The sequence below is a fragment of the Pseudomonas sp. LBUM1640 genome (assembly GCF_059716225.1).
This window is the reverse complement of sequence record NZ_CP166816.1, coordinates 5,918,015-5,944,984: the sequence shown is the minus strand read 5'-3', so window position 1 is coordinate 5,944,984 and position 26,970 is coordinate 5,918,015. Positions and strand designations below refer to the sequence as shown.

Here is a 26,970-nt window from a genome sequence, read left to right as displayed (position 1 = left end):
TTTATCCGATCGCTGGAACCCTGGTGCTTGTAAGCCATCCTCATAGCCAAGTTGGTTGGTTCTGACCAGTACCTATGTCGCGGGTGCTGGTGAAATGGTCAGCCATGGTACTCAGAGGCCTTCAACATCAATTCCGTGTTCTGCCAACCATGTCTTGCGCTGTGCATAGTCAGGCATGACGCGTTCCAGGCGGAGCCAAAATTCTGGGGTGTGATGTGGCTCTTGCAGGTGCACCATTTCATGCACCACCACGTACTCCGCAATGGGCTTGGGCAGTAGGATTGTTTTCCAATGAAAATAGAGCTGTGCGCCCTTACCACATGAGCCCCAGCGATAGCCCAGATCCTGCACACGCACACCGCTGGGGATCAGGTCCATGCGGGCTTGGTGGTTCTTGACGCGCAAGGCCAGCCAGCTTCGGGCATGTTCGCTGTACCAACGGATAAAATGTTCACGGGCTCGTGGCAGTTCGCTACGCAGCAGGCGGAAGCGACCGGCAGAGAGTTTAAGTGGCACATCCTGCTCATCAACCAGTTTGAGGCGGTAACTTCGCCCCAGATATAGAAACCCCTCTCCGTCCACGTATTCCTTAGTGGGGATTGAGCGCTGCAGGCGTTCCTTTTCGGCAAGACGCGAGTAAATCCAGAAGCTTTTTTCCGCTACGAATTGCCGCAGCGCTTGCTCCTCTACCTCTGGCGGGGCAGACAGGATAAGTGCGCCGTCACGCTCGACAGTGATCTGTAGCGTCTTGCGCCGCGCGCTTCGGCGTAGCGTCAGTTGTAGGTCGTCTACAGTGAGGGTTTGATTGCTCACAGCTGCATCAACCGTTCATGGCTGGCTCTGGCCTGATCCATCAGGCGGTCAGACAGCACACCCGCAGTATCGCTATCCACCAAGGGCGGACGCAGTCTCATCAAGTGATCGAATAGCTGCCCGGCCAGCTCTTCCTGTGCCGCTCGCTTGCGCGGGCTCCAGATATCGCGGTGGCTTTGGAGTTCGCCCACCAACAAATCGACCAGTTCTACTGTCACATCCTTCAAACGCAGCATCTCGGCGGGCTGCGGATTGGCGTCGGCACACACCACATCCAGCAGGGTGCGCAGGAAGGGTGCATAGTGCTCGGGCAGATCCAGGGGGCTGTAGTCATCGCTCATTTGACCGCTGCGCAGCTCGTTGATGATCTTCTGCATCTGTTCAACCAACTGATCCCACTGCTCGCCCAGCGACTTGAGCAGCTCGTTCAGGCGTTCGGACAGCTTGCGAAAAAGCACCGGATCTTCATCAGCATGCTTGCGCACATGCGAGCGAATGGCGTGCTCCATCTCTGAGGCCTTGGCGCGGTCGTTGACGCTACGCGACAACTGCTTCTCGAAGTCTGCATCGGTGAGCTGGATCGGCGGAATCTTCGGGTCGATGCCCAGCGAAATAACGTGATCGTCGATCAGCTTGCGCACCTTGGCACCGACATCCTTGCCCAGTTGCGGCAGGTCCTTGTAACGCCCGCGCGCACGTGCATGGATATAGGCCAGACGCTTGGCATCCTTGACGAAGGGCAGGCCCTCGGGGCGTGGCAGTACGGTGTCCAATGAGTCGAGGAACGCTTTCAGCTTTACCGCAAATTCGGCGCGCATCTTTTCCGACTCCAGTGCGGCAATGCAGGCTTCTGCATCTCCCAGCGACTCGATGCCCTGGCGGCGCAGCACATCCACTACACGCAGATGACGATCGCGCAGCACCGGCACCTCGTCCTTGATGCTGCTCAGCGCACCTTCGATATCCTCGTCGGCATAGGCTGCCAGCGCTTCGCGCAGGTGGTTGGCGACCCCGTAGTAGTCGACCACGATGCCACAGCGTTTGCCGAAACCAGTACGGTTGACCCGCGCAATGGCTTGCAGCAGCTCGGCTTCCTTGATTGGCCGGTCAAGGTACATGACCCCTTCAATGGGAGCGTCAAAGCCGGTGAGCAACATAGACTTAACAATCAGGAAGGCAAGCGGATCGGTCTTGCCCGACTGCTCATGATTAAGAGGCTTCTTGAAGCGTTGGATCAGTTGCTCGTGCTTGCTGCCATCCGTCCAAGTTTTCCACTCGGCCGGATCGTTATTTGAGCCGGAGATAATCGGTGCGAATTCCAGGCTGCGTAGCCTGTCGCGATAGCGCCACGCCTGCACGCGCGCCTGCAGCTTGGGTGGACGCTGGCACAGTGCCTCATCGTCGAGGTCCTTGTCGGCTGCCGGCAGCGCTTCAGCCTCGACCAGCAATTCATCACGGGCGGCCTGCAGCGCGTGGAAATAGCGGATTACCGCAATCCGGCTATAGGCTACCACCTGCGCCTTGTAGCCATTGGGCAGGATATTGGTGACGTAATGTCTGAGGATGTCGCGCGCCTTATCAGCGATCAGCGCGGGGGCATCAAAGATATGGCCCTTGGTGGCGTACTTTTTCTTGATCAGCTCCAGCTCGTCCTGACTGTGCTCGCGGAACAAATCCTCGAACAGCTCATCCAGACTCGCCCCATCTTTCAATGCGCCCTTGGCAGTGCGTCCTTCGTAAAGCACCGGCACTGTCGCTCCATCTGCCTCGGCTTCCTTGATGGTGTATTTGTCGATGAACGCGCCGAAAATTTCGTGGGTGCGTTTCTTATCGCCCATGATGATCGGTGTACCGGTAAAGCCGATGCGCACGCAGTTGGGCAAGCCCGCCAGCAGGTTCGCCTGCAGATCGCCGGCTTGGGTGCGGTGGGCCTCATCGATCAATACCAGAATACTCTCGTCGTGGTTGAGCACCTCGAATGGTTTGTTTACCAGATAGGGCGCTCGCTTTTCTGCGGCTTTGAGGAATGGCGCAGTGTCCACGGCGATGGGTGCATCCCCGTTTTCCTCCTGCTCGGGATTGCGATACTTCTGGATGGTGGCGAATACCAAACCGGGGCCCTGGCGACGTGCCAAGGCTTTAACACCCTCGATATTAGAGGCCACCTCCGGCAGTTCACCGCTCAGCGTGGCGGTGGCGGAGAGCTGGTTTTGCAGGTCTTTACGGTCAGTGACCACGATGATTTTGAAGCGGCGCAGTTGTGTATCCGTGCGCATCTTGCGCACCAGAAATACCATGGTCAGGCTCTTGCCTGAGCCTTGAGTGTGCCAAACGATGCCGCCGCGCTGGTCGCTCTCGCCGTGCTCAAGGCGTGTCTGCCCGTGTTTCATGCGGATCACCGTGCGGTTCACCGCGCGGTACTGCTGGTAGCGGCAGACCGTCTTGATGGTTTGCCCGCCAACCGGCATGAACAGCATGAAATGCCGGATCAGATCGAGCAGGTGGGCCGGCGTCAGCATGCCTGCCACCAGGCGCTCCTGCTCGGACAGTTTGGCTTTGCCCAACTGCTCGGCTACTGACTGCTCGCTGCCGCTACCCTCCGGGCCAACCACGGTTTTCCATTGGGAGAAATGCCCGAAGCCGGCCCCAATGCAGCCCACCCTTGCTTCGTCGTAGCTACTGGCGACCAACAGCTGCACGCTAGCGAACAGTGTTTCGTTGCCCTCGTTGTCCTCGACTTCGAAGGCCGCCTTGCGCTGGTTGCTGTAGCGGCGCAATTGATCGACAGCTTCGGCCAGCGGTTCTGGGATGGATGGGCTCTTGCATTCCACCACCACCAGCGGGATGCCGTTCACCAGCAACACCAGATCCGGGACGATAAATTTCTTGCCGCTGCTGTACCCCGGTGGGCAATCCACTCGGAACTGGTTGATCACGCGGAAGTGGTTATTGGCCGGGTTGGCCCAGTCGATGTACTGGATGGTCTGACCACGTCCGCCTTCCCAGCCCTGAAGGCCATCGACCGTGATGCCTTTGAGCAGCAGCTCAGTGACTGTATGGTTGGCTTCCATCAGCTTGCCGGCGCCCACGCGGGTAATGGCCGCCAGTGCTTCGGCAATGCGCTGCTCATCCAGCCAGGGCTGACCGTCGCGTAGGTTGATGGCACGCAAACGCTCGGCCAGTGTGGCCCGCTGAATCACTTCACTGAAGCTGCTGCGGCCAGTGATGGCCGGGTCGTCGAGGCTGCCCTCGATATGCTTCCAGTTCAGCCCCTGTAACTGAGTCACAAAGGGTTTTTCGACGTCATCCAATTCCCAGCCCACGGGTTACTCCTTTAATCCAGTTCAGGCGTGTATGGGTCATACAGGCTCATAGCGGCTCATAGCGGCTCATAGAATTTTTAGCCGAGCTTATAGACCGACCAGCGTCTTTCACCTTGCTGTATCAGTGTGCCCTTGTCTTTCATGCGCTTGAGCAGTTTTGCCGCTTGATCAGGCGAGAGCCGACAAAGATCCATTACTTCAGCGCGCTGAATCTGCCCATGCTGCTGCACGTAGTTCAACACCATCTGCTCATGTTGAATGGGTGTGAAGCCTGCCTGGCGGGTATAACCGGCCTTGTCGCCCACGGCCTGGTACAGACTGGCTGACAGAGTGTAGCTGCGCCCTCGGGTAGAACCGTGGGCCTCCACCAAGCCGGCTTCGGTCAGGGCTTCCAGGGTGCGTTTGGCACTGGCGGTGTCGCGCTGGATCTGTACGGCCAGTTCGTCGACTGTGACGCGCTTGGTCTCACGCAGGACGGCCAAGGCTATCAGGCTGTCGATGGGCAGCTCTGCATTGGTGGCGCGCTCGTGTTCGACTACTAGACGGCGGAAGTCAAGGTCGGCCTCTGCGGTGGGTAGGCGCAGCACCACGCTTTGGGCGGTGGTGTAGCTGTAGTCCGGGGCCGGTCGGCCGAACTTGAGCATGCCGCGGAAAATCTTGTCCACGCCTCGGCCGGAGCGTTCGACTACACCGACGCGCTTCATGGCGTCGGCCAGGGCCGGGTTGCGCGGACGCGGTTCGGTCACCAGCAGGTTGGCCAGGGTTACGCCATCGACCAGTCCGCCGGGGTTGCTGACCACCAGGGCATCGTCCTCCAGGCGCACATGCACAGCGCCCCTGCCGTGGTAATCGCGATGGACCAGGGCGTTGGCTACGGCTTCACGGAAGGCACCGAAGTCGACCTTGGGCACTGGCACGCGGAACAGGCCGACCTGTAGTTCTTCCTCTGGGTTGTATGGACGGAAGTTGGTTTCCAGCCAGTCTAGTGCCTTGAGCAATGGGAAGCGGCGAAACTCGTTGAAGCGCACTGCTTGCTGGGCCAGCACCTGGAAAGCGAACTCATGGGTGGGCACCAGTTGGCGCACGGAGGTTTCCCGGCCGATCAGTAGCAGGCCGGTAAGAGTCGGCACACGCGTACCGTCCGGCTGGCGCGCTGTGAGCAGCAGTGCGCCGTCTAGGGCTTCATCGTCCAGTTCCAGCAGCACGCGATCGCCGCCGTATTGTTGTACTGCCTGGCGTAGACGTTCGCGCTCCAGCGGGTCGAGATCGGCGAGGGTGGCACCGGTCACCGGCTGGGCGGAGACATCTAGGAGGCCGAAGTTGCTTGCGCGGCTATTGCGCTCATGGGGCAGCATGGCTACGCATTCGGGCGAGCCGTCGTGTTTCAAGCGGCGGCGTAGATAGACGCCGCTGGTGGTGGCCACTTCGCCCTGGGCTTTGAGTACATGGATACGTGCCACGGTCACGCCATCCAGATCGAGCGTCTCGGCCTGTACTTTCAGCGACGGCGAGGTGCGCGCTGCGACCATGCCAGACAAGCCCTCTAGCAGGCGATGCTCGGCATGCAGGCCGGTAGGCGTGCCGTCGTCCTCGACGCCCAGCCATAGCTCGCCGCCCTCTGCATTGGCCAGGCAGACAAGTGCCTCAATTAGCTCGCGGTCGGGAAGCTTGCTGCGATCGCTTTTGAACTCGACGGTGAGGGATTCGCGAGGTGGCAGGCGCTGTGGCATATCAGGCTTCCGTTTGTGCTGCAGCTTGTTGCATAGATTCCAGCAGCGGGGTGACGCCGACGCGGCCGGTTAGAAGATCGTCCATTAGGCCGATCTTTTGCTGGCGCAACTTTTCCAGTGCCTCCTGCTCGACTGCCATTTTCTTATCGAAGGTCGACAGACGGTGGGTAATAAGCAGTTGTTCAGCGACTGATGGGCAAGAAATGCCAAATGCTTTTAGCTGCGTCGAATTGATTGAGGCCAGATTGGTTGTCTGCTTCGATGCTTGGACAAAGTAGGCCTTTCCACGGACAGAGCTGGAGTAGGCTGCCAAAAACGCAGGCAACAGCTTTGAGTCATCACAGCGTACGCGGAAAACATGATTCTGGTGCAGGCAGGGTTCTATCTGCCCCTCCCATACGGCTCCCCGACCCAACTTGTCGAAGTCTCCACCCTCGTTCATCAGCACATCACCTACTTTCAGAGCAAAGCGGTTCTGCTCTGACGGCAGGATCGAGACAGTCTTTATTTCTCCCAGTGCAAGGTAGCCATCTTGGACATTAGCCACTCGCAAATATGGCAGCTCAATCGCGACAGGACTGTTTAGGATGCGGCCAAGGGTTACACCGCTTGCGATATCTGCACAACAACCCAGCGGGACCACCTCCCATTTCCTCGGAATCCACCCCAACTTTGACTCCTTGTAAAGTTGCGGCGCTTCGCTCTGTGGGGGGCGCAGTTGGCCGTTGGCGTCGATGCCGCGGGTCAGCAGGTCATGCAGCAGGCCCTGCTTGATGGCCTTGAGCTTGTCGATCAGAGACTCAGTTTCGCGGATGGCGGTGTCGAGGGTGTCGAGGATTTGGGCGATGGCCGCCTGCTGTTGAACGCTTGGGACTGGTATCTCTATCGCCCGAATGTCACGTAAAACCAGGCGCCTGAGAGCGCTACCTGACATGAAGTTTTCAAACTGACGGACACAAATCTGGCTTTGCAATGCGTGGCCAAGGTAAGCCGAGTCGACTTCCTCGGTCGGCACAATGAGACAGATAGACGAGAGCGCCCCAATCTCCTCATTCTGCTTATAGACCACGACACGCCCGACGGTACCATCCTTTGAAAGCAATACGTTTCCATTGCGGATAGTGCATCCAGTAGCGTTGAGCTCGCGGTAAGCCGCAGTGGATATTCGAGTGCAGGAACTGAAATCGATGTATCCCGATTTCATGTCCTTAACGTTGGCTATGAGATAACCATGTTCCTGTGGGGTAGGGCTGAAATGAGAGCCGTCGGTAATGCGGCTGGCTAGCTTACGTAGAGGAGCTGAAGGGAACTGGCTTGGCGTAGTCTGCTCAGACATATCCCAACCCCTCCAAGAATCCCTGCAACGCCACTGCCGCCGCATCGCGTTTGTGCTCAATGTCATTTAGCGTCACCCGGTATTTATCCCACCAACTCTCATAAGTGGCGACTATCTGCTTGCGTTGCGCGGCGATATAGTTCTCGACGATGGCCTGCATATCGTTGTGCAGGATGGTCAGCAGCAGCTCGGCGGCTTGTGGCTCGTCCAATTTATCGACGGCCTGATTCAGGTGGCTGGCGAAGTTTTCCTGCTGGGTCTTGAGCTGCTTCTTCACCTTGGCCAGCTCGGACTTCCAAGCCTTGAGCTGGGCTTCATCGATGGGGTTTTCGTCGTTGTCGGCATCCGCTTCGCCGTCGGCCTCGTTGGAATCTTCCCCCTTGGTTGGGACGGCGGCTTTGAGCTGGTTGTCTAGTTCGGCTTTTTTTGCCTCCAGCTCCGACAAACCGGCGACGAAATCGCCGAGCAGGAATTTCACCAGCTTGTGCTCCAGCGGGCTGTGCTTACTGGTCTTGTCTTCTAGTACGGTGATGATGCTGGTGCGCCAGGCATCAATAACGCCCAAGCTGCCGCGGGCCATCAGGCCGAGAAAGTCGTATTTAGACTGGTACCAGAAGCCTGCGACGATGCCCCGGACCTGAAAGGGGTCGAGCAGGCTGATGCCTTCCAGCGTCTGGCTAAAGCTTGCCAGAAGTTCAGCTCGCAACGCGACCAATGCGGCACTGTTATCCCGCTTCCCTGCTAGGGCGGTGATACGCGGGCTGTGTTCGTGCCACCAGCGCTCGAAGGAGGTGCGGAGGGCTGCCTCCTTGGCTTGCAGGCCGGCATCACCTTCGATGGCGGGCTTGAAGTCGGCGCGGCGTGTCAGCTCGCTGCGAAAATCTAAATACTGCGCATCGCGCGCCACGAATAAGTTGTGCGGGTCGAGGCCGTGCGAGGCGAACAAAGGGGCTTTTGCCTCGATTTCAGCCTTGGGCACACCGCCCAGCAGGTGGGCACGCACATCATGCGGTTCGGGTGGCGGTGCGTTATCCACATAGCGGCGAATGTTCAGGTTGTAGTCGTTGTCGCGCAGGGTGGCGATATCCACCACGTCGCTAAGGCCGTCGATTCGGCGAAATTCGTCGAAGGCGGTACTGATCTTCTCGATGTGCTCGGGCAGCAGGTGGTTCTGCGCACGACCCTCGAAGTACTCACGGTCGGCGTTGATAAACAGCATCTTGCCCTGGCGCTCGGCAGGCTTGGCGCTGACTCGGTTGGCGCCTTCCTGCTTTTGTTGGCGCAGGATAAGGATGCAGGCAGGAATGCCGGTGCCATAGAACAGGTTGGCCGGCAGGCCGATCACAGCTTCGAGCAGATCGTTTTCGATAATGCCAGCGCGGATTCCGCGTTCCTCACCGCCCCGGAACAGCACGCCGTGGGGCAGTACGGTGGCGATCATGCCCTCGTCGCGGGTCACAGCGAGCATGTGTTGCAGGAACATCAGGTCGGCCTTTTTCGAGCCCAGCGGTACCTCGCCGAAGCAGAAGCGTTGCTCGCGGAATGTCGGGTTCCAAGCCAGGCTGCCATCCGCGCTTTTCTCGGTATGGCCCCAGTTGATGGAGAAAGGCGGGTTGGTGAGGATTCGGTCGAAGCGGCGCAGTTCGCCGCCCTCGATATGCCGAGGGTCGGCTAGGGTGTCTTCGTTCTCCAGCCAGGCGTTGCTGATGCCGTGCAGCAGCATATTCATCTGCGCGATGGACCAAACGGTACCGTTGAATTCCTGGCCGAATAGGTTGGCCTTGCGGCCGTCCTCACCGTGCTCGTCGATATATTCCTTGGCAGCAATCAACATGCCGCCCGAGCCGCAGCAGGGGTCGTAGACATCGTGAGCCAGAGTCGGCTTGAGCAGATGAACCATCAGGCGCACAACAGAGCGCGGTGTATAGAACTCACCGCCTTTCTTGCCGGCCGAGTCGGCGAACTCGGCGATCAGGTATTCGTAGGCGGCCCCAAGCAGATCGGGGAATTCGAAGTCACTATTGCGCAGACGCACCTCACCGAAGTGGGTAATGAGTTGGCGCAGCTTCTGATCGGGAATCTTGCTCTGGCCGACCTTGCGAGTGAAGTCAATGTGCTCCAGCACTCCTTCCAGGGATACGTTATTTTCCTCAATGCCGCCCAGCGCCTTGTTAAGCAAGTTGCCAACATTGATGTGCGCTTCGTTGAGCAAATAGTGGAAGCGTGAATGGCTGGGCACCCAGAAATTACCATCGCGCTTGTACCAGCGCGGATTTTCCGCCGAGACAAAGGCCTCGGCCTTGCTCCTGCCGGAGTTTATTTCATCGGAAACGACCTGCTCATAGCGCTCCTCGAATACGTCGGAGCAGCGCTTGAGGAACAGCATGCCAAAAATGTATTCCTTGAACTCCGAGGCGTCCATCTTGCCGCGAAGAATATCGGCAGCCTTGAACAGATGGCGTTCCAGTTGTTGCAGCGTGAGGGGCATTGCGGAATCTCTTGTGGGCACCCAGGGAGCGGATGCCGGTCCCCATGGTATTAAATGCCGGGGATTGTATCTCAATCCGAGCTCGGCACTGAGCAGTCTCGGTTACACGGGCCAGGTTGGGCGTCTAGCGCTAGCTGTACTGACTTTTTCATGTCGGTGATTCGCGCTGATGCTCATTGCAGCGCGTTGAGCATTGAGCCGTTCCCCAAAAATGACCCACTTGCTGTATCTCTCAGTCGCGTACGGCTTGCAGGGCTACTTGCTCCACCGCGCTTTTACGATCACCTGAGCAAACCACTGTCAGCAAGTTGCGACACACGGCAGGGGCGATCACCAAGTCTCGGTTCTTCCCTAATCGCTTCCAGACCAATGAAGCCGTGAGTAGGTAATAATACCGGGTGGCGTCTGAATGATCTTTCAGATACTGAATGAGAAACCAGCGCACATGCTTAAGCTGCCAAGTCCAAGGATTATCACGCTGCCAGCGCTCTTGAATGGCCGCTTGCATGAATCGAGCTTGCCGTAGGTGACGTTGCTGCGTGACCTTTGAACCAGTCATTACGCCGCTCAGGAACAGCTCCATATTGAAGGGTTTGGTCACGCTCGACCTCCAATGTAGGCCGAAATGACATCGATCCGGTTATGCCCAAGCTCAAGACTGATTTGCCGTCGCGCCTTTTGGTCCAGAGCGTGGTCGATGAGATAGCATCGGCCACCGTTGACGGGGGCCGCGTGGCCAGTGAGTTGTGCGTAACGCTCGCACGCATAAGCGGCTCGCAATTCATGAACCCCCTTCAGTCCCAGCTTCTGAAGCAATTCACGGGCTGGCCTCACCGTCTGTTGCTGGAACTTGGCGTAGCTTTCACCTTGGGCCAGCAAATTGCGGCTGTGGGGTGGCGAAGCGTGATGAGCCATCTGCAAGGCTGCCTTAACCTCGTTATTTGCGATGATCCAGCGCGGAGCTGAAGCGCCAGCCCGGCCGCCTTTGGTCCCATCCTGAATATTGATGCGGCCTAAGTGTTTAGCCTCACGTTGCAAGCGTGGCAGGTCAGCCAAGATCGTTTCGCGCAAGCGCATGCCGGTTGCGCGGGCCAGGCAGATAATCGCAGCGACGCGGTGGTGGTGCTGTTCGCGAAGCGCTTCAATCACTCGACTCAGTTGTTGGTGATCTTGGCCATCCGGTGCGCGGGTGCGCACGCTTGATCGCTGCATGCCGAGTGCCTTGCTCGGGCTGGCGATTTTCACGTACTGGTCGCCGCGTAGTGCTGCGAGGGTACGGTTTACGCTACTCAGGCGGTTCTGCGCGGTGGCGATGCAGATTTCACCTTGTTGGATTTGCTGACGCAGGTGTGTGGCGTAGCTGTGCAAGGTACTGCGATCTATCTGGCGGGCGTCGTTGTAACCGGGGCCGTCCGCTGACCGACACCACTTCACGAAAGCCTGCCAGCGATCACTGTGTGCTTTGACCGTAGCGAAGTGGCCGCCGGCAAACATATCTTTCAGCGCTTGTGGGCCGGCATAGCTGAGCTGACGGCCGTAGCCAAAGTTGCGCCCATCACGCCGGCCGACCAATGCCATCGACTTCACCGTTTTCATTGTCTTGCATAAAGCGCAGCACGGCTTTCCAGTGGGCGCTGATCTTAATCACTTGGTGCCAATGTGTGGGACGAATAATCAAGGCATTTTGCTCATGCCGCAGTATTGCTCCCTCTTCGCGCAGTTGGTGGATCAGTTGGCCGATATCGACAGGCCCTAAAGCGGGTGTAGCGACACCGGCGACAGTGGCGACAACCCTTGTAGTTGCTGCTCTAAAGCTTGGCGACAAGGCGGCGACGGAAGTGGCGACACTCCGCAATGCAGGTCGTTTCTGATGCTGCGCCTGGTAACGGCGTACCGCGTCATTGAGGCGGAACATGGCGCACCTCGAAGGTCTTTCCGTCGGGAGAGTCCAGCCAGCTATGTGAGATCAATTCGACCAGCAGCGTAATGGTGTGGTGACTGCTTTTGCGGGCAAAGCGGGGGCCATTGCGATTGAGGTCGCGGACGGTAAATTGGGTCCAGCCTTTTTGCGTCAGCCAGCGCAGCAAGCGATCCGCCTCCTCGCGTAACGTGTTGATGGGCTCTTGCTCCGTCAGGCGCTGGATTTCCGCCAGGTAGTAATCCATCAGCGTCGAGGCGCGCTGGATATGGGGTTCGTCCACTGCATGCGCGTCTTCAATCACCGCCAATACCCCGGCGATACGCAGTACATTGGCGGCTGCTTTCCCGGCGACAGATTGAATGCCGGCCAGCTCGCCAAACTCACCAGATTGGCATTCGATGGTGTCGTGAATATCGATCCAGGCAGTGCGCGCGCAGGGTGTCAGTTCCAGCCTGTCAGGGTTAAGTGAACCATCGTTGTGTAGCGACGGCGGCTTATCCAGCAGAACGGTAATGCGCGCTTGGTAGCGCAGGATCCTGGCATCTCGCGTCAGGTCGACGGCCTTGTACAAGCGCCGCCCCACCAGGCGTTCGGGCCAACTGATCAGGCAGCGCCCAAGAATGCCTTGGCCGTTGATCATTCGATCTGTGAGTAACTGGTTGGCCAGGTAAGGTTGCAGCATCAGATGCAGACTGAGGCGACGATCATAAGCCCGCAGGCTTTCGCCAGGCATGGAGCGCGCCCGGTCGATGGGGCTGCCATCCCAGAGCGCTGACAGGGTGGTGATGGCCTTGAGTTGGTTCTCTTTGCTCATGGTGCTGCTGCCCAAAAACTGGCCGCCCTCGTCGTTGAATAACCCCATGCTGGGCAAGCCCTGGCATAGGTTTTTGATCAGCTCCTCAATGGTGGGCTCGGCGATGATCAACCTGGGCGGTATGGGGTCGGATAACTCACGAGCGTCGTGCTTTCCTCGAATGGCGGCGCGATTGGCTTTCAGTTGCTCCAAGTACAGCATCCACTTCCGCCGCTCCCACTCACGCGCAGCCGCCAGCGCCAGATGATCCACAGCGCTTTTCCGATCACCCGACGATGCCACCGTCAGCATGTACAGGGACAACGGATAAACACGGCCATCGAGCTGCACATTGGCGTGCGACTGGGTCACCAGGGCGGCAGTGGCCAACACCGATTGCGCAGCCATGGCGCAGGGCACACCGATCACCTCGGCCATGCGTTCGACGGCTGGTCCTAATATCTGTCCCAACGCTTCGACCGGATACGCCAGCGGTTCGGGCCGGTATTCCAGCAGCGGCTGTGGCAGGTCAAACGCTTCGCACAATTGCATCGTCATTCTCCTGGTGCTTCGAATTTCTCCCTCACTCTCCCCGCCACGGTTGTTGAGTGTTAACAGGGATCAAGGCCCCTGCAGCCTGTGAGGGTTGTCCACTTACGCGGGACGGGCGGCTCCTTACGACCGGGGGCTTGGGCATCTCATGATCTGGCCTCCTGAGCACCGATAACGGTGGGCGGGTGGAGGCTGCGTTGGCTGACGAGACCAGCGCCGCGAGATCCTGAGTCTGTTGCAGGCGGTGATGCGATGACCAGGGCGTGCCTGACTGTCAGTCAGGTGCAGTCCATTCCGTGGGCTGCGGCACCATCATCTGCATTGCTGCTGCGGGTGACATCGGGGTTTGTCACGCCGATTGTCACAGGGACAAACGCTGCAATGTGTTGCCCGGCAAGGGCTGCGGCAGTGGTTTCGGCGCCCGTCTCTTTCCTGGAGAAAGAGACGGGCGTGGGCTGCCGCATTTGCACTGTGGATAAGTTGGCTTCGATCACGTTGGGCGTGACTGCGCGCCTAATTGGAAGCGAGCGCGCATGGGCTGGGACCACCACTGTAGGGCGTAGCCTTAAAGATCCCTGGCTACCTGGGCAATGCTGTCGATGACAGCGCTTTACGGCTCTGGTGTAGCGCGTGCTCGGACGGTGGTCAACCGTGTGTGCGGTGGGGTTTTTAGGCGACGGATGTGTTTGGAAGACTGTGGCTTTGCATGGACAGTGGGCCGTTCGTCGGTTTTTAAAGTGAGCCCCTGAGGACGGGAAGGCAAAGCCTTCCTGCCCTCAGGGGCTGGGCCTTAAAAGCTTGTGGGCGATGCAGATGGTGGCGACGGTCGCCGCTTTGTCGCCATGCGCAGGACCGCTAAATTAGGGGGTTGTCGCCAGTGTCGCCGCTGTCGCCAGTAGGAACTGATTAACGAAACGGGATGACGTTCCCGTTTTTGTTTTCATGAATGGCCGTCACCGACAAATTGCCGGTGGCGGCTTTTTGAATGTAGTCGCTCCACCAAGTCATCATCGGGCGTCTTCGCTCGATGTAGTCCGCTCGGTTGTACGCGCTTCGGACATCATCTTTGTCGACATGGGCGAGTGCGACTTCAATCAACTCCGGGTCCCATCCATGTTCGTTGAGGATGGTACTCGCCATTGATCGCAGGCCGTGGCTGACCAACCGATCCTGGAAGCCCATACGCTTTAATGCCATGTTCGCGGTCTGGCTGTTTGCGTGGGTACGCGGATTTCGGTCGGCCGGAAATACGTGTTCCCGGTGGCCGCTGTAGGGCTTGAGTGTCTCTAGCAGCACGAGCGTCTGGTCGCTTAGGGGGATGGGGTGCGCACGGCGTTTTTTCATGCGCTCCTTTGGGATGGTCCAGATGCGTTTCTCGAAATCAATTTCTGCCCAGGCCGTTCCGGCAGCCTCGGCAGGGCGGGTCATGGTGTGCAGTTGCCATTCGATGAGGCAGCGGGTGATGCGTTTAATGCTGGCGTTGGCAATCGCCACCATGAGGTCGGGTAGTTCTTCGGGGGGAAGTGCCGGCATGTTTTCTTTTTGCGGTTTTTTGAATACCGCTCGGATGCCACTCAGGGGGTTCGCAAAGATCAGCCCGGAGTTGACGCCGTAGGCCATGATTTCGTTGAGGCGTTGGGACAGTCGTTTCACCGTCTCCAAGCTGCCTTTGGCCTCGATGGGGCGAAGGAGTTTGATGATCATTGGTGCGGTGATGTCTGTGAGTGGAGTGTTTTTCAGACTGGGGAAAACATGCAGGGTGAGCGAGCGCCAGATGTCTTCGGCGTAGGCAGGGGTGACGGCGTGTTTTTTCAACTCGAACCAGGCGGTAGCCACATTCTCTAGCGTGTGTTCGGTCTGCGCTCGCTTGGCTTCGTTATCTGCCTTGCGCTGCACTTTGGGGTCAATGCCCTGTGCCAGCAGTTCGCGCGCTTCAACCACCTTCTTTCTGGCGTTCGCCAGCGAGAGCTCTGGGTACGTGCCAAGTCCCATGTTGATGCGGTTTTTGGATACCGGGTCGCGGTAGTTGAAGTTCCACAGCATCGAGCCATTACTCCTGACGCGCAGCTGTAGGCCCTCACCATCACTTAGGACGTAATCTTTATCTTTTGCCTTGACCGTCTTGAGCTGGCGGTCGGATAGGCGATGGGCTTGCGCAGGCATGAGAGCTACCTCTGACACCGTTTTGGTATTCCAAAAAATAGCACCAGAAAGCTTGGAATACCATCTGGAATACCAAAACGAGCGGAACTCAAAATGCCTCTGCGGAAGCCAATGGCCCTGAAACCCTTGATTTCACTGGATTTCAGGCACAAAAAAAGACGTCCGTGGACGTCTTTAGATGTTGAAGTGGTGGAGCCGGGGGGATTTGAACCCCCGTCCGCCAGTACTCCGCTGTCGGTACTACATGCGTAGCCGTTTCTATTAAGTTAACCCTCAGCGACCCGAAGGGCAGGGTGCTTTGGGCGAGTTGTGTAAGTTTTAGCCGCTTCGTCCACAACGTACTGCACGGCGATTCTGTTCTATATGACAATCACTTTGGGTTTACAGACATCCCCTGGTGATTGCTGGACCCGAAGGTACCAGAAGCTCAGGGCTAAGGCTGCTTACGCAGCGAGAGCGAATTCCTGGCCGTAGTTTTCGTCATTGGCAACTATAAGAAGTTGCAACAGTGGATTTACGAGTTCTGTTACCAACTCGGCATGCACCTAAAGTTTCGCGACCGGCGTCGAATCCTAAACGGCCCCGTGCTTGTAACTCGTTGTTTCTTAGTGAGTGACAAGCCTGTGCAGTGTACGCCAAACGTTCGCAGAAGGCCAACCCGAAGGTTGGCCGTGAGCGAGTCAGGGGCTTACTGGCCGCCTTTCTCGCTGTTCTGCAAATCTTGAATGGCTTTGGAGGTGATCTCGATGCACTTCTTGTCATCACCGGCCGCGTGTGCGGCTTTGGCTTGGGAGACGGCGGTGTCGATTTCGCCGCTTTTGCCACTGGTGTCGGTGGCCAGTAGCGCTTTGCCGTTGTTGATTTTGTCCAGGTTGATCTGGCACAGGTCTTTGTCGCCGGCCGCAAAAACAGGCGAGGCCATCATCGCAGCGGTAATGAATAAGCCAGCAAGAGCGGAACGCTTCATAGGGTATCTCCTTGCGAAAAAGGGCTCGACGCTGCTGGCGTTCAAGGCCTGCCAGCGACATCACTGATGAGCCTCGTTCACCGAGGCCTATGCAGATGACTACGCTGGCGCGCAGGGGTTCGGTTTTGTTGGCTGATTAATGCGCTCGCGCCTGGGTGACCCGGTCCACCAGGTACACCAACCCGTGATAATCAATGCCTCCATGCTGGCTCAGGCCGATCTCGCAGGTGCGGCTGGTGGAGATGCCTTCGCTGCAATATTGCACGGCGTCTTTGAGCGAACGCAGGGAGTGGGCGTTGAGTTGCGGCGTGGTAAAGCCTTTGTCGCCGGCAAAGCCGCAGCAGTGGATGCCTTCCGGGATCACCACGGTTTTGGAGCAGCGCCGCGCGAGATCAATCAACGCCTGGCTTTCGCCCAGATGCTGGGTGCTGCAGGTGACGTGCACAGCGATGGGCGCTTCCTGCGGCGTGAAGTCGAGGCGGTCCATCAGGTGGGTGCGGATAAAGCGCACCGGGTCGTAGAGGTCCAGGCGCGTTTCGCCGAGGTCTTGCACCAGCCGCAGGGTGCACGGGCTGGTGTCGCAATAGATCGGGTCGAGGCCGCCACGGCTGGCATGGAGCAGGGCGCCGATCAGTTCCTGGCGTTTGTGTTCGGCCTGTTCGGCATAGCCTTTGGAGGCGAAGGGTTGGCCGCAGCACAGGCTGTCCTGGTTGTCGGGGAAGACGACTTGGTAACCGGCTTTTTCCAGCAGGCCACGGGTTTTGTCGTACAGCGACATTTGTTCTTTATCACCCGCCGACGGGCCCATGGCGCGTGAGACACAGGCCGCCAGATAGACCACGCGCGGTCGCTCATCGGTGACGGCCGGGCTGAAGCGGATGGCCTTCTCCGGCTGCGGCATGGCGCTGGTCCATTGGGGGATTTGCCCTTTGGACAGTCTGGTCACCGTGGCTGATAGCTTGGCCAGGCGCGGCGCGCCCAGGAGCATGCGCGCGCCGTTGGCGACGTGCAGGGTAAAACGTGCGCCTTGCAGTGCCGTGGCGAAATGGCTGGCCAGCCAGTCGGCGGCTTTCGTACGGTCGGCGTCGCGGGCGCGCAGCTTTTTCACCAGATCGCCGGTGTTGATGCCTACAGGGCAGCGCTGAGCACATAACCCGGTGGCGGCGCAGGTGTCGATGCCTTGGTAGTGGTAAGCCGCTTCCAGTTCGGTGGTGTCGACGCTCGCGCGTTTCTTAGCCTGAATGTCGCGCCAGATCACGATGCGCTGGCGCGGGCTCAGCGTCAGGCCTTTTGAAGGGCAGACCGGCTCGCAGAAGCCGCACTCGATGCACTTATCCACAAGCTCATCCGCCGCAGGCAGCGGCTTGAGGTGCTTGAGGTGGATTTGCGGGTCCTCGCTGAGCACCACGTCGGGGTTGAGGATGCCGTTGGGGTCGAGCAAGCGCTTGAGCCGCCACATCAATTGGTAGGCATCGCTGCCCCATTCCAGCTCAACGAACGGCGCCATATTGCGGCCGGTGCCGTGCTCGGCTTTCAGCGAGCCACCGAACTCCACCGCCACCAGTTGTGCGACGTCATCCATGAACGCCTGATAGCGTGCGACTTCTTCGCTGCTGTTGAAGCTTTGGGTGAACACAAAGTGCAGATTGCCTTCCAGGGCGTGTCCGAAAAGGATGGCTTCGTCGTAGTGATGTTTGTCGAACAGCTCGATCAGGCGATTAACGCCGATGGCCAGTTGTTCGACCGGGAAGGTCACGTCTTCGATGATCACCGTGGTGCCGGTTTTACGCACGGCGCCGACAGCGGGGAAGGTGTCTTTGCGGATGGCCCACAGCCGCGCGTTTTCGACGGGGTCTTCGGTGAAATCGACCTGTTTTTCCACAGGGAACGGCGCCAGGGAGGCCATGATCAGCGCCAGTTGCTCGTGCAGCAATGACGACGATGCGGCGCGGGATTCGATCAGCAGTGCGCAGGCGTTTTCCGATAATTGCTGTACGAAAGCAGGCATGCCCGGTTTGTCCTGTACCGAACGCATGCTGCGTCGGTCCAGCAACTCGACGGCGGAGACCGGTTGGGTTTTCAACACCGTTACCGCGTTGCAACAGGTCTCGACATCCGGGAACACGATCAGCGCCGAGGCTTTGTTCGGGTGATCGATCACCGTGTCGTAAGTTACCGCGCTGATAAAACCCAGGGTGCCTTCGGAGCCCACCAGCAGGTGGCTGAGAATATCCAGTGGCTCATCGAAATCCACCAGGGCATTGAGTGACAGGCCGGTGGTATTTTTCAGACGGTATTTGTGGCGGATTTTGGCGGCCAATTCGGCGTTTGCCCGCGTCTCGCGGCCGAGTGTCGCCAGGCGTTCCAGCAGCGCGCCATGTTGATTGCGAAAGGCGCTGACGCTGGCGGCGTCCTCGGTGTCCAGGCGGCTGCCGTCAGCCAGTACCAGGCGGATGCCGGCCAGGGTGTGGTAGGTGTTTTGCGCTGTGCCGCAGCACATGCCGCTGGCATTGTTGGCGACGATACCGCCGATTTTGCAGGCATTGATCGACGCCGGGTCTGGCCCGATCTTGCGCCCGTAGGGTGCGAGCCACGCATTGGCTTGCGCGCCGATCACGCCGGGCTGCAGGCGGATCTGCGTACCTTGGCCACGAATCTCACGGCCGTTCCAATTGTCACCTAACACGATCAGCACCGAGTCGCTGATGGCTTGGCCGGACAGGCTGGTGCCGGCTGCGCGGAAGGTGACGGACACGCGATCACGCTGGGCCAATTGCAGCAGCGCCACCACTTCGTCCTCTGACTCCACGCGAATCACCAACTGTGGGATGAGCCGGTAAAAGCTGGCGTCGGTGCCGAAGGCGAGGGTGGAAAGTGGATCGTCGAAACGACGATCTTTCGGGATCAGTTGTGCGGCGTCGCTCAGAAAAGCAGCAGGCAGGCTCATCGGTCCTCCAGAAATAGCGGACGCCGGCATGGTTGTCCGGCGTCGATTACGTGCAGGTCTCAGTGCACCAGCATACCGGTGAACCAGTAGGCCTGTGCCAGCGTGATCAGCCCGACGATGGTGGCAAAAAACAGGCTGTGCTTGAGGGTAAAGCGGAACAGATCGGACTCTTTGCCTACCAGGCCGGTGGCGGCGCAGGCCACGGCGATCGACTGCGGCGAGATCATTTTGCCGGTCACGCCGCCGCTGGTATTGGCGGCGACCAACAGCACGTCGTTGACGCCGATCTGGTGGGCAGTGGTGGCTTGCAGCGAGCTGAACAGGGCGTTGGACGAAGTGTCCGAGCCTGTCAGGAAAACCCCCAGCCAACCGAGGAAAGGCGAGAAGAACGGGAAGGCAGCACCGGTGCCAGCCAATACCAGCGCCATGGTCGAAGACATGCCGGAGTAGTTGGTGACAAAGGCAAACGCCAGCACCATGCCGATAGACAGAATCGGCCAGCGCAGCTCGTAGAAGGTCTCTTTCAAAGTGGTAAGACCAGTTTTGATGTCGATCTTCAGTACCAGCATCGAGACCAGCGCAGAGAAGAAAATCGCGGTGCCAGTGGCTGAGATCGGGTCCAGCTTGAATACGGCAGGGAGGGCGGTTGGGTTGATGACGATTGGCGCGACTTTGATCACCATTTGATCCAGGTGCGGGATCGCAAAGTTGAAGACCCAGCTATACATCGAGCCGCCAGCAGCGAACATCGCTTTGAAGGGCTTGAGGGTCCAGATAGTGACCAAGACGGTCAGGATCAGGAACGGCGACCAGCCCTTGAAAATCTGCCCCAGGCTGTAGGGCGAAGCGACTGTTTGGCGCGGCTGACCGAAGCCGCCGGCACTGGCGGTAACCGTAGCGCTGGACGTGGCGCCGGCGATCTGCGCGCCCGCGGTGCGCTTGGGTTGCCAGACTTTCAGGAACAGTGTCAGGGCAATCAGGCTGGCCAGGGCCGAGGTGATGTCCGGCAGTTCCGGGCCGATGAAGTTGGAAGTGAAGTACTGGGTGACAGCAAAGCTCAGGCCGGCCACCAATGCTGCCGGCCAGGTTTCACGAACGCCGCGCAGACCGTCCATCATGAATACCAGCCAGAACGGCACGAACAGCGACAGCAGTGGCAGCTGGCGACCGGTCATTGCGCCGATTTTGAACGCATCAATACCGGTGACTTGCCCGGCAACGATGATCGGAATACCCAGTGCGCCGAAGGCCACAGGCGCCGTGTTGGCGATCAGGCACAGGCCGGCGGCGTACAGCGGGTTGAAACCCAGGCCGACCAGCAGTGCAGCGGTGATCGCCACGGGTGCGCCAAAACCGGCCGCGCCTTCCAGAAAGGCACCGAAGCAGAAGCCGATCAACAACACCTGCAAGCGTTGGTCGTCGGTGATCGACAGGACCGAGCTGCGGATGACCTCGAACTGGCCGCTCTTGACCGTCAGCTTGTAGAGGAATACGGCCGCGACGATGATCCACGCGATAGGCCAAAGGCCGTAGGCAAACCCATAACCGGCAGCGGCCAGCGCCATATCCACGGGCATCTGGAAGGCAAAGATCGCCACCAGGATCGACAGCCCCAAGGTGATGCTACCGGCGACGTGGCCTTTGAGGCGAAACACGGCCAATGCGAGGAAGAAGAATACGATCGGAATGACGGCGGCCAGTGCGGACAAGCCGAGGCTGCCGAGAGGGCTGTAGAGCTGTTGCCAGGTTTGCATATGGGGTGGCCCCTGATTGTTGTTGTTTGGTCAGCTTGGACAATTGGTAATACCAATTTACAGTCGCTGTCGGCTAGAGTAAAAGCCTTGGGTGGGGTGTGTCAATTTGCCGCTCGCGGAACGTTGGTCTCGGGTGCGTGGCTTTAGTGTTCTGGTCTGATCAATCGAAGGCGTTCTGATAGGTGCCGCAAGCGCGGTGATAGGCCAGAATAGAGGGCCCGGCGAGTGGTCGGGATTGTGGAGAGTGAGTTATGGGGTTTGATCAGGTGCGCCAGCGCCGTTTGTCTGACGATATCGTCGAGCAGCTTGAGGGCATGATCCTTGAGGGCACGCTGAAGTCGGGCGAGCGTTTGCCGGCCGAGCGCGCTTTGGCTGAGCAGTTTGGCGTGTCGCGCCCATCGTTGCGTGAGGCGATCCAGAAACTGGCGGCCAAGGGGTTGTTAGTCAGTCGCCAGGGTGGCGGCAACTATGTGGCGGAGTCCTTGGGGTCGACCTTCAGTGACCCGCTGCTGCACCTGCTGGAAAACAACCCCGAGGCCCAGCGTGATCTGCTGGAATTTCGCCAGACCCTTGAAGCGTCGTGTGCGTATTACGCCGCGCAGCGCGCTACCGAGGTCGACCGTGAGCGGCTGACGGCAGCTTTCGAGGCTTTACAGGATTGCTACACGCGTGTTGATGAAGTGAGCCGGGCGGAAGAGGGTGCGGCGGATGCGCGGTTTCATTTGGCTATCGCCGAGGCCAGCCATAACGCCGTGTTGCTGCACACCATTCGTGGTCTGTTCGATTTGCTCAAGCGTAACGTAGTGACCAACATCGGCGGCATGTATCAGCAGCGCACGGAAACCCGTGACATGCTGATCAGTCAGCACCGGGATTTGTACCTGGCGATTATCGAGGGGCGGGCCGAGCAGGCGCGTGAAGTCTCAACACGTCACCTGCTGTATGTGCAGGAAGTGCTGGAAGAGGTGCGTCAGGAGGTTCAGCGCGTGGCTCGGGCGCAGCGACGTCAAGGCATGTAGCCTGGGGTGAACCACCCAAGGCTACATCGTCACAAGGATTAGTCTTCCTTGCCCTTGTTGCGCACGGCGCGATGCAACTCACGGTTGGAGTCGCGCTCACGCTCGGTATCGCGCTTGTCGTATTCCTTTTTACCCTTGCCCAGTGCGATCTCGCACTTGACCAGGTGCTTGCTCCAGTACCAGGACAGGCAGATACAGGCATAGCCTTTCTGCTGTACGGCGGCGGCGAGCTTTTCCAGTTCGCGTGCATTGAGCAAGAGCTTGCGCGTGCGCACCGGGTCGGCAATCACGTGGGTGCTCGCGGTGGTTAACGGGGTGATATGACTGCCGAGCAGCCATGCCTCGCCATCTTTGAGCAATACGTAGCTGTCGACCAGTTGCAGCTTGCTGGCGCGCAGACTTTTTACTTCCCAGCCGGCCAGGACCAGACCAGCCTCGAACCGATGTTCGATGAAGTAATCGTGTCGCGCCTTTTTATTTTGCGCGATGGTCCCTGTGGGGTGTTTCTTTTGTTTAGCCATAGGGGCGGCATTATAGGGAGTTGCGAGCGTGTCGGCTACGGTCAACCTGCGTGCTTGAGCGTGTTGGACGAATCCCGGACAATACCGGCAGTTCTTTGGTTTTTTTCTCTCGCGGATCGAGCTGTTCTTTCGCGATGTTTGCCTCAGCAGTGGAAGTAACGCTCACATGACGACGCATATTCAACGTTCGGCCTTACTGCCTTATCCGGCGCAGGCGCTCTATGACCTGGTCAACGACGTGGCGCGTTACCCGGAATTCCTGCCGTGGTGTTCTGCCGCCGAGGTGCTGGAGAGCAGTGACGAGCATATGGTTGCCAGTGTCGGAGTTGCCAAGGCGGGCCTGAGTCAGCACTTTGTTACGCGCAATATTCTGGTGCCTGGGCAATCAATTGAAATGAACCTGCAGGAAGGGCCGTTCACCCAGCTGCACGGTGTGTGGGTATTCAAGGCGCTGACTGAAAAGGCCTGCAAGATCAGCCTGGATCTGTCCTTTGATTATGCGGGGCCAATTGTACGGGCCACGCTGGGGCCTTTGTTCAATCAGGCTGCCAATACCTTGGTGGATGCGTTCTGTCAGCGGGCCAAGCAACTGCATGGTTGAGATTGAAGTGGTGTATGCCGCCGTGGATCGCCAAGCGCTATTGGCGGTGACAGTGCCTTCGGGCACAAGCCTGAGGGCGGCGGTGCAGGCGTCGGGAATTGCAGCGCAATTTCCGGAGCTGGCGCTGGCTGACTGCCCTTTGGGGGTATTCGGTAAAGTGGTTGCCGATGCGGATGTGCGTGCCGTGCAGCCGGGTGATCGTATTGAGATCTATCGGCCATTGCTGGCAGACCCCAAAGAAGTGCGCAGGCTGCGCGCGGTCAAGGCTGCGATGGCTAAGCAGCGTAATTCATAAGGCTGCCAATCGGCAGGCAACAAAAAAGCCCGGCATGCCGGGCTTTTTGTTGGACGCCGCAAAATTACTGCGGGTCGGTGTCCAGAGGCTGTGGCGTCGGGACTGGAACGGTTTGTACGCCGTCCACGTCCTTCTGGATCTGATCCAGCAAGGAGCCAGGCTTGGCCGGAACCTCGGACTTCGGCTTCTCCGCTTCCTGCGCAGGCGCAGTCACATTGGTGCCGTTGTCCTTGCCCAGCAAGGCTTCATCGCGGCTTACGCCAGGCATGAAGTCACCGGACAGGCTGACAAGCTGGTCATTGCCATTGAAGATGACGCTGACGCGTTCCTGCTGGCGTTCACCGCCACCAGGCTGGATGCTATAGAGATAATCCCAGCGATCGGCATGAAAAGTGTCGGTCAGCAGGGGATTGCCCATGATAAACCGTACTTGCCGTCGGGTCATTCCCGGACGTAACTGGTCTATCATGTCCTGCGTGACGACATTGCCCTGCTGGATGTCGATTTTGTAAACCCCGGGGAATGAACAACCGGCGAGTGCGAGCAGTCCCACAAGGGTGAAACTGGTTAGCAAGAGCTTGGTGTTTTGCATCGGTGGGCGACTTCCACTATCTTGGCTGGGACAACGTAAACGCCGATCATACCCGTATTAAGAGAAGCTGCGAAGCAGCATCCGCGAGAAAGCTAACCATGGTTGAAAATAGCGAACTACGCAAAGCCGGTCTTAAAGTGACTCTGCCACGAGTCAAGATTCTACAAATGCTCGATTCTGCTGAGCAGCGCCACATGAGTGCCGAGGATGTTTACAAGGCGCTGATGGAGTCTAACGAGGACGTTGGCCTGGCCACGGTTTACCGTGTGCTGACCCAGTTTGAAGCCGCAGGGCTGGTGGTTCGTCATAATTTCGACGGCGGTCATGCGGTGTTCGAATTGGCTGACGGTGGTCATCACGACCACATGGTTGACCTGGATACCAATGAGGTTATCGAGTTCACCAGTCCGGAAATCGAGAAGCTCCAGCACCAGATCGCTGAGCAGCATGGATTCGATTTGGTGGACCATAATCTGGTTCTTTACATCCGTAAGAAAAAGTAAAAATCGACACAGATTTGCTCTGTGAAACGATAGAAGGCGACCCTAGGGTCGCCTTCGTGCTTTCTATAACGGAGAAAAATGCTTGATTCAGGCCTTGGCGGCCACGACCATTTTCTTCGCGTGAGCCAAGGACTCTTTCGTCAGGTCGATACCGCCCAGCATCCGTGCCACTTCTTCCACGCGTTCCGACTTGTTCAGCTTGGAAACGGCCGTGTGCGTCGCGTCGCTGCCGCGTACTTTATGTACAAACAAATGCTGATGCCCTTGGGCAGCCACTTGCGGCAAGTGAGTCACCGTCAGCACCTGGCCGCGTTCCCCCAGGCGGCGCAGCAGTTGGCCAACAATCTCCGCAGTCGGCCCGCCGATACCCACGTCCACTTCATCGAACACCAATGTGGGCACCCGTGAGGTCTGTGCGGTAATCACCTGAATCGCCAAGCTGATCCGTGAGAGTTCGCCGCCGGACGCCACTTTCGCCAGCGCCTTGAGCGGCTGGCCAGGGTTGGCGCTGACCAGCAGCTCTACCTGTTCCAGGCCGTGAGGTTGCAGTTCGTTGCTGGTATTGGCATGCAGTTCGATAGTAAAGCGCCCGCCAGGCATGCCCAGGCGCTGAATCTCCTGCTCTACGGCGCCGGCCAGGCTAGTGGCGGCTTGTTGGCGCAGGTCGCTCAGTTCGCGGGCTTTCTCTTGATAATGGCGGGCGAAAGAAGCGAGTTCGTCGCCCAGGCGCTCAATGGATTCGTCGTTGGCGTTGAGGGTTTCGATTTCATCCAGCAGCTTTTGCTGCATCGTTGCCACTTCGGTGGGCTGGATGCGATGTTTGCGCGCCAGGGTGTAGATGGTATCCAGGCGTTCCTCGATTTCCTGCAGGCGGGCGGGGTCGGCATCGAAGTGGTCGAGGAAGCGATTCAACTCGCCCACGGCTTCTTCGACCTGGATTTGTGCGCTGGTCAGCAGCGTTGTGGCTTCACTCAGTGAGCCGGACGCGTTGTTTACGCTGGACAGGCGATTGAGGCTGGCCGTCAGTGCGTTAAGCACATTACCTGAATCACTCTCGCTGCATTGCTCCACCACTTGGCGGCAAATGCCCAGCAGCGTCTCGGCGTTGGTGAGGTTCTTGTGTTCCTGCTCCAACTGCTCCAGCTCGGTTTCGCCCAGGCCGAGGCTTTCCAGCTCTTCAAGCTGATAACTCAATAGTTGATGACGAGCGCGCTGCTCGTCGCCGGAATTGGAGAGGCGCTCCAGCTCCTGGCGTGTCTGGCGCCAGCGCTGGGCGGCAAGTTGGACCTGTCGGGCCAGATCCGTAGCGCCGGCGTATTCATCGAGCAGGCGACGATGGGTATCGGTTTTCAGCAGGGATTGGTGTTCGTGCTGGCTGTGGATATCGATCAGCAGCTCGCCGAGGGCTTTCAAGTCGCCAAGGGGGCAGGGCGTGCCGTTGATGTAGCCACGTGAGCGGCCTTCAGCGGTGATGACGCGGCGCAGGATGCACGGGCCTTCATTATTAAGGTCGCGCTCGGCCAGCCAGGCTTCGGCTTCGGGGATGTCTGCCAGGTCGAAGGTGGCCAGGATATCGGCCTTGTCCGCACCGGGGCGCACCACGCCACTGTCGGCTCGGTCACCGAGGGTCAGGCCCAGGGCGTCGAGCATGATCGACTTGCCGGCGCCGGTTTCGCCTGTGATTACGCTCATGCCGCGATCCAGTTCGAGGTCCAGATGTTCAACGATGGCGTAGTTATGTACAGACAGGTGCACGAGCATGACGGCGCTCCCAGGCGTTAGGTCTGGTTATTTATACAGTGTTTTGTTTGGGGCTGACAATCCTGAGGCTTAGCTCGATTTGCTTGAATGAGTGGCTTTTTTAGCTCAATGGGGAATGAACGCGCAGGAATTGATCCATGGCAGGCGAAAGACTTTTGGTAACGCTTGCGCTCTTGAACCTGGAAATTGTGGCCCCATATACCGGAACAGAAGCGCGAGTTGAGTTCGCGCATGATTTTGAAAGGAGAAAATCTATGGCTGACGAACAGACGCAGGATACGCAAACTCCAGACGCCAATTCGGCTGTCGGTGATGAACTGGCAACTCGTGTGCAAGTGCTCGAAGAGCAATTGGCTGCTGCGCAGGATCAGTCTTTGCGTGTTGCCGCCGATCTGCAGAACGTCCGCCGCCGTGCCGAGCAGGATGTCGAGAAGGCTCATAAATTCGCGCTGGAAAAATTTGCTGGCGACTTACTGCCGGTAATTGACAGCCTTGAGTACGCCTTGAAGTCGTTCAAGGAAGATGATGAGAGTACTCGTCCGCAACGCGAAGGAATCGAGCTGACCCTGAAAATGTTCCAGGACACCCTGAAGCGTTATCAGTTGGAAGCCATCGATCCGCAAGGCGGCGAGCCGTTCAATGCAGAGCATCACCAGGCGATGGCGATGGAGCCAAGTGCTGAAGTTGAGCCGAACAGCGTATTGAAAGTGTTCCAGAAGGGTTACCAGCTCAACGGTCGCTTGTTGCGCCCGGCAATGGTGGTGGTGAGCAAGGCTCCCGCACCTGTTGCACCTTCTATTGATGAGCAGGCTTGAAATCCGCCGCAAGGCCCCCATTTATAAGTCAAGCGTTTAAGTGCTACCGCAGTTAGCCACCACTGCTGCGGCATCC

At 58.5% G+C, this 26,970-nt stretch carries 20 protein-coding genes, 1 other RNA gene and 1 pseudogene; 5 read left to right on the top strand and 17 right to left on the bottom strand.

The window, feature by feature from the left end; genetic code table 11:
• Positions 1 to 111: 111 nt before the first annotated feature.
• The 14 genes and pseudogenes from ACA065_RS26405 to ACA065_RS26340 all read right to left on the bottom strand — a co-directional run bounded on the left by ACA065_RS26405 (position 112) and on the right by ACA065_RS26340 (position 20,787).
• Positions 112 to 813 carry a M48 family metallopeptidase gene (locus ACA065_RS26405; protein WP_226507118.1) on the bottom strand — a complete coding sequence of 234 codons (702 nt, stop codon included), beginning with the start codon at positions 811 to 813 and terminating at the stop codon, positions 112 to 114.
• Positions 810 to 4,136 carry a type I restriction endonuclease subunit R gene (locus ACA065_RS26400; RefSeq protein WP_497692154.1) on the bottom strand — a complete coding sequence of 1,109 codons (3,327 nt, stop codon included), beginning with the start codon at positions 4,134 to 4,136 and terminating at the stop codon, positions 810 to 812. Before ACA065_RS26400 ends, ACA065_RS26405 begins: the two co-directional genes overlap by 4 nt.
• A 77-nt stretch (positions 4,137 to 4,213) precedes the next feature.
• Positions 4,214 to 5,866, bottom strand: coding sequence for an ATP-binding protein (locus ACA065_RS26395; protein WP_497692153.1), 1,653 nt, complete (start codon positions 5,864 to 5,866; stop codon positions 4,214 to 4,216).
• Position 5,867: 1 nt separating this feature from the next.
• Positions 5,868 to 7,202, bottom strand: coding sequence for a restriction endonuclease subunit S (locus ACA065_RS26390; protein WP_497692152.1), 1,335 nt, complete (start codon positions 7,200 to 7,202; stop codon positions 5,868 to 5,870).
• On the bottom strand, positions 7,195 to 9,690 hold the full coding sequence (locus tag ACA065_RS26385) for a type I restriction-modification system subunit M (protein WP_497695424.1): 2,496 nt from the start codon (positions 9,688 to 9,690) through the stop codon (positions 7,195 to 7,197). Before ACA065_RS26385 ends, ACA065_RS26390 begins: the two co-directional genes overlap by 8 nt.
• Before the next feature lie 328 nt (positions 9,691 to 10,018).
• A pseudogene (locus ACA065_RS26380) lies at positions 10,019 to 10,291 on the bottom strand (hypothetical protein); the annotation flags it as partial.
• Positions 10,288 to 11,268 (bottom strand): integrase domain-containing protein, encoded by a 981-nt coding sequence (locus ACA065_RS26375; RefSeq protein ID WP_497692151.1) that lies wholly within the window; start codon positions 11,266 to 11,268, stop codon positions 10,288 to 10,290. The pseudogene ACA065_RS26380 and the gene ACA065_RS26375, both read right to left, overlap by 4 nt.
• Positions 11,246 to 11,605 (bottom strand): hypothetical protein, encoded by a 360-nt coding sequence (locus tag ACA065_RS26370; RefSeq protein WP_497692150.1) that lies wholly within the window; start codon positions 11,603 to 11,605, stop codon positions 11,246 to 11,248. The genes ACA065_RS26375 and ACA065_RS26370 overlap by 23 nt, the downstream gene beginning before the upstream one ends.
• Positions 11,589 to 12,956, bottom strand: a complete 1,368-nt coding sequence (locus ACA065_RS26365) for a YfjI family protein (protein WP_497692149.1) — start codon at positions 12,954 to 12,956, stop codon at positions 11,589 to 11,591. The genes ACA065_RS26370 and ACA065_RS26365 overlap by 17 nt, the downstream gene beginning before the upstream one ends.
• A 906-nt stretch (positions 12,957 to 13,862) precedes the next feature.
• Positions 13,863 to 15,119 carry an integrase domain-containing protein gene (locus ACA065_RS26360; RefSeq protein ID WP_497692148.1) on the bottom strand — a complete coding sequence of 419 codons (1,257 nt, stop codon included), beginning with the start codon at positions 15,117 to 15,119 and terminating at the stop codon, positions 13,863 to 13,865.
• Positions 15,120 to 15,306: 187 nt separating this feature from the next.
• Positions 15,307 to 15,703: a transfer-messenger RNA gene (gene ssrA / locus ACA065_RS26355) on the bottom strand.
• Positions 15,704 to 15,807: 104 nt separating this feature from the next.
• On the bottom strand, positions 15,808 to 16,086 hold the full coding sequence (locus ACA065_RS26350; protein WP_497692147.1) for a PA2433 domain-containing protein: 279 nt from the start codon (positions 16,084 to 16,086) through the stop codon (positions 15,808 to 15,810).
• 136 nt (positions 16,087 to 16,222) lie between these two features.
• Positions 16,223 to 19,033, bottom strand: coding sequence for an FAD-binding and (Fe-S)-binding domain-containing protein (locus tag ACA065_RS26345; protein ID WP_497692146.1), 2,811 nt, complete (start codon positions 19,031 to 19,033; stop codon positions 16,223 to 16,225).
• A 59-nt stretch (positions 19,034 to 19,092) separates the two neighbouring features.
• Positions 19,093 to 20,787 (bottom strand): lactate permease LctP family transporter, encoded by a 1,695-nt coding sequence (locus tag ACA065_RS26340; protein WP_497692145.1) that lies wholly within the window; start codon positions 20,785 to 20,787, stop codon positions 19,093 to 19,095.
• A gap of 251 nt (positions 20,788 to 21,038) precedes the next feature.
• Between ACA065_RS26340 and ACA065_RS26335 the strand changes: the two genes are divergently transcribed.
• The gene (locus tag ACA065_RS26335) at positions 21,039 to 21,806 is read left to right on the top strand and encodes a GntR family transcriptional regulator (RefSeq protein WP_497692144.1); all 768 of its coding nucleotides are present in this window, start codon (positions 21,039 to 21,041) and stop codon (positions 21,804 to 21,806) included.
• Between the two features lie 38 nt (positions 21,807 to 21,844).
• Here ACA065_RS26335 and smpB read toward each other — a convergent pair whose 3' ends face one another.
• A complete protein-coding gene (gene smpB / locus ACA065_RS26330) occupies positions 21,845 to 22,327 on the bottom strand; it encodes an SsrA-binding protein SmpB (protein WP_003235073.1) in 483 nt (160 codons plus the stop codon).
• A 166-nt stretch (positions 22,328 to 22,493) separates the two neighbouring features.
• On the opposite strand from smpB, the gene ACA065_RS26325 reads away from it, so the two are divergent.
• A complete protein-coding gene (locus tag ACA065_RS26325; RefSeq protein WP_497692143.1) occupies positions 22,494 to 22,928 on the top strand; it encodes a type II toxin-antitoxin system RatA family toxin in 435 nt (144 codons plus the stop codon).
• Entirely contained in the window at positions 22,921 to 23,223 is a 303-nt protein-coding gene (locus ACA065_RS26320; protein WP_497692142.1) for an RnfH family protein, read from the top strand. Before ACA065_RS26325 ends, ACA065_RS26320 begins: the two co-directional genes overlap by 8 nt.
• Before the next feature lie 64 nt (positions 23,224 to 23,287).
• On the opposite strand, the gene ACA065_RS26315 is transcribed toward ACA065_RS26320, so the two are convergent.
• The gene (locus ACA065_RS26315) at positions 23,288 to 23,815 is read right to left on the bottom strand and encodes an outer membrane protein assembly factor BamE (RefSeq protein WP_497692141.1); all 528 of its coding nucleotides are present in this window, start codon (positions 23,813 to 23,815) and stop codon (positions 23,288 to 23,290) included.
• Between the two features lie 98 nt (positions 23,816 to 23,913).
• On the opposite strand from ACA065_RS26315, the gene fur reads away from it, so the two are divergent.
• Complete coding sequence (fur, locus tag ACA065_RS26310) at positions 23,914 to 24,318, top strand: ferric iron uptake transcriptional regulator (protein WP_017139266.1); 405 nt, start codon at positions 23,914 to 23,916, stop codon at positions 24,316 to 24,318.
• Positions 24,319 to 24,405: 87 nt separating this feature from the next.
• Here the strand turns inward: fur and recN are convergent, their stop codons facing one another.
• Positions 24,406 to 26,079: a DNA repair protein RecN gene (gene recN / locus ACA065_RS26305; protein ID WP_497692140.1), complete on the bottom strand. Its 1,674-nt coding sequence runs from the start codon at positions 26,077 to 26,079 to the stop codon at positions 24,406 to 24,408.
• A 254-nt stretch (positions 26,080 to 26,333) separates the two neighbouring features.
• On the opposite strand from recN, the gene grpE reads away from it, so the two are divergent.
• Positions 26,334 to 26,894: a nucleotide exchange factor GrpE gene (gene grpE, locus ACA065_RS26300; protein WP_497695423.1), complete on the top strand. Its 561-nt coding sequence runs from the start codon at positions 26,334 to 26,336 to the stop codon at positions 26,892 to 26,894.
• The last annotated feature ends 76 nt before the right edge of the window (positions 26,895 to 26,970 follow it).

Bases quoted from the DNA above. Each gene is read 5' to 3' on its own strand.
- ACA065_RS26385 (WP_497695424.1), bottom strand. From the start codon at position 9,690: ATGCCCCTCACGCTGCAACAACTGGAACGCCATCTGTTCAAGGCTGCC.
- ACA065_RS26390 (WP_497692152.1), bottom strand. From the start codon at position 7,202: ATGTCTGAGCAGACTACGCCAAGCCAGTTCCCTTCAGCTCCTCTACGT.
- smpB (WP_003235073.1), bottom strand. From the start codon at position 22,327: ATGGCTAAACAAAAGAAACACCCCACAGGGACCATCGCGCAAAATAAA.
- ACA065_RS26370 (WP_497692150.1), bottom strand. From the start codon at position 11,605: ATGTTCCGCCTCAATGACGCGGTACGCCGTTACCAGGCGCAGCATCAG.
- ACA065_RS26375 (WP_497692151.1), bottom strand. From the start codon at position 11,268: ATGGCATTGGTCGGCCGGCGTGATGGGCGCAACTTTGGCTACGGCCGT.
- grpE (WP_497695423.1), top strand. From the start codon at position 26,334: ATGGCTGACGAACAGACGCAGGATACGCAAACTCCAGACGCCAATTCG.
- ACA065_RS26395 (WP_497692153.1), bottom strand. From the start codon at position 5,866: ATGCCACAGCGCCTGCCACCTCGCGAATCCCTCACCGTCGAGTTCAAA.
- ACA065_RS26325 (WP_497692143.1), top strand. From the start codon at position 22,494: ATGACGACGCATATTCAACGTTCGGCCTTACTGCCTTATCCGGCGCAG.
- ACA065_RS26365 (WP_497692149.1), bottom strand. From the start codon at position 12,956: ATGCAATTGTGCGAAGCGTTTGACCTGCCACAGCCGCTGCTGGAATAC.
- ACA065_RS26335 (WP_497692144.1), top strand. From the start codon at position 21,039: ATGGGGTTTGATCAGGTGCGCCAGCGCCGTTTGTCTGACGATATCGTC.
- ACA065_RS26320 (WP_497692142.1), top strand. From the start codon at position 22,921: ATGGTTGAGATTGAAGTGGTGTATGCCGCCGTGGATCGCCAAGCGCTA.
- ACA065_RS26315 (WP_497692141.1), bottom strand. From the start codon at position 23,815: ATGCAAAACACCAAGCTCTTGCTAACCAGTTTCACCCTTGTGGGACTG.
- ACA065_RS26350 (WP_497692147.1), bottom strand. From the start codon at position 16,086: ATGAAGCGTTCCGCTCTTGCTGGCTTATTCATTACCGCTGCGATGATG.
- recN (WP_497692140.1), bottom strand. From the start codon at position 26,079: ATGCTCGTGCACCTGTCTGTACATAACTACGCCATCGTTGAACATCTG.
- ACA065_RS26345 (WP_497692146.1), bottom strand. From the start codon at position 19,033: ATGAGCCTGCCTGCTGCTTTTCTGAGCGACGCCGCACAACTGATCCCG.
- fur (WP_017139266.1), top strand. From the start codon at position 23,914: ATGGTTGAAAATAGCGAACTACGCAAAGCCGGTCTTAAAGTGACTCTG.
- ACA065_RS26360 (WP_497692148.1), bottom strand. From the start codon at position 15,119: ATGCCTGCGCAAGCCCATCGCCTATCCGACCGCCAGCTCAAGACGGTC.
- ACA065_RS26340 (WP_497692145.1), bottom strand. From the start codon at position 20,787: ATGCAAACCTGGCAACAGCTCTACAGCCCTCTCGGCAGCCTCGGCTTG.